The sequence below is a fragment of the Vibrio sp. 661 genome, from assembly GCF_033339315.1.
GTDB lineage: Bacteria > Pseudomonadota > Gammaproteobacteria > Enterobacterales > Vibrionaceae > Vibrio > Vibrio alginolyticus.
On the sequence record NZ_JAWOUJ010000077.1, the window covers coordinates 1 to 1,251 of the forward strand.

At 47.0% G+C, this 1,251-nt stretch carries 1 protein-coding gene; it reads left to right on the forward strand.

The features are described 5' to 3' along the window. A partial coding sequence (locus R7P69_RS24795; protein ID WP_318121764.1) for a GNAT family N-acetyltransferase occupies positions 1 to 1,251 on the forward strand: 1,251 nt, incomplete at both ends.

The window sequence follows — 1,251 nt, forward strand, 5'->3', positions numbered from 1 at the left end:
ATCGACTACTCGGCAGAGAATGTGATGTGCTGCTGTTTGACGCGCGAAAAGAGTTCGATGCTAATAGCTTTACGGCGGCAATTGGCTCTCTCGTTGGCGGTGGAATGCTACTTGTTGTGACAAATACTGCTCAGCCACAACATTTCGCTGATCAATGGATGCAGACCCAATGGCAAAAGCTGATAGTTCTTGAGCAGGGGAAAGTCATTCCCCAGGTTTCTGAGTTTGCTATTGCGCAGAGAAATACAGAATACATAGAGCAGACTCACGCTGTTTCATTAATCGAGAAAGTGGTGAATGGGCATCGTAAGCGTCCTTTAGTGCTCACGGCTGATCGCGGTAGAGGTAAAAGCAGCGCATTAGGCATTGCTTGTGCTCAGTTGTTGCAGCACAAGCCGCTGCGTATATTACTTACCGCGCCTTCTATTAACGCTGTTGAGCCAGTCTATCAGCACGCGCAGCGTTTACTTACGGATGCCAAACAGATGAAGAAAGACCGTTTGGAAGTCGGATATGGGTATATTCAGTTTATTGCGCCTGACGAATTGTTGTCTTCGCTGCCTGAGTGCGATTTGTTGCTAGTCGATGAAGCGGCTGCGATTCCCGTCCCGATGCTCAAACAAATCACCGAGCATTATCATCGTTTGGTCTTTTCTAGCACGATTCATGGCTATGAAGGCTGCGGACGTGGCTTCACGTTGAAGTTCATTGAATGGTTGCAACAACAACGACCTGGCATGAAGACGTATCACATGCAGCAGCCAATTCGTTGGAGCGTAGATGATAAGTTAGAAACGTGGTTGTATGACGCTTTTATCTTGAACGCGGAATTATCGCCGCAATCCATTGAAGGCATGGCGAACGTATCGTTGAACAAAGTGGACAAGCAAGCACTGGTTCACCAACCCAACTTACTACGCGAATGCTTTGCTTTACTGGTTAACGCTCATTATCAAACCTCACCGAATGATTTGCTCCATTTACTGCGAGATGACAACAGCTCCGTTTATCTCGCGATGGATAAACAAAATATCATCGGAGTCATTCTCACGGTTGAGGAGGGCGGTCTTGATGACGAGTTAATTGAAGCCGTTCAACTTGGTCAACGTCGTCCTAAAGGGCATTTGACGCCAATCACCATCATCAATCAACTTGGTTTGGTAAAGGTAGGTAAGCTTATTACTTCACGAGTGATGCGAATTGCGGTGCATCCAGATCTACAAGGTTCGGGCATTGGCAAGCGCATGCTAA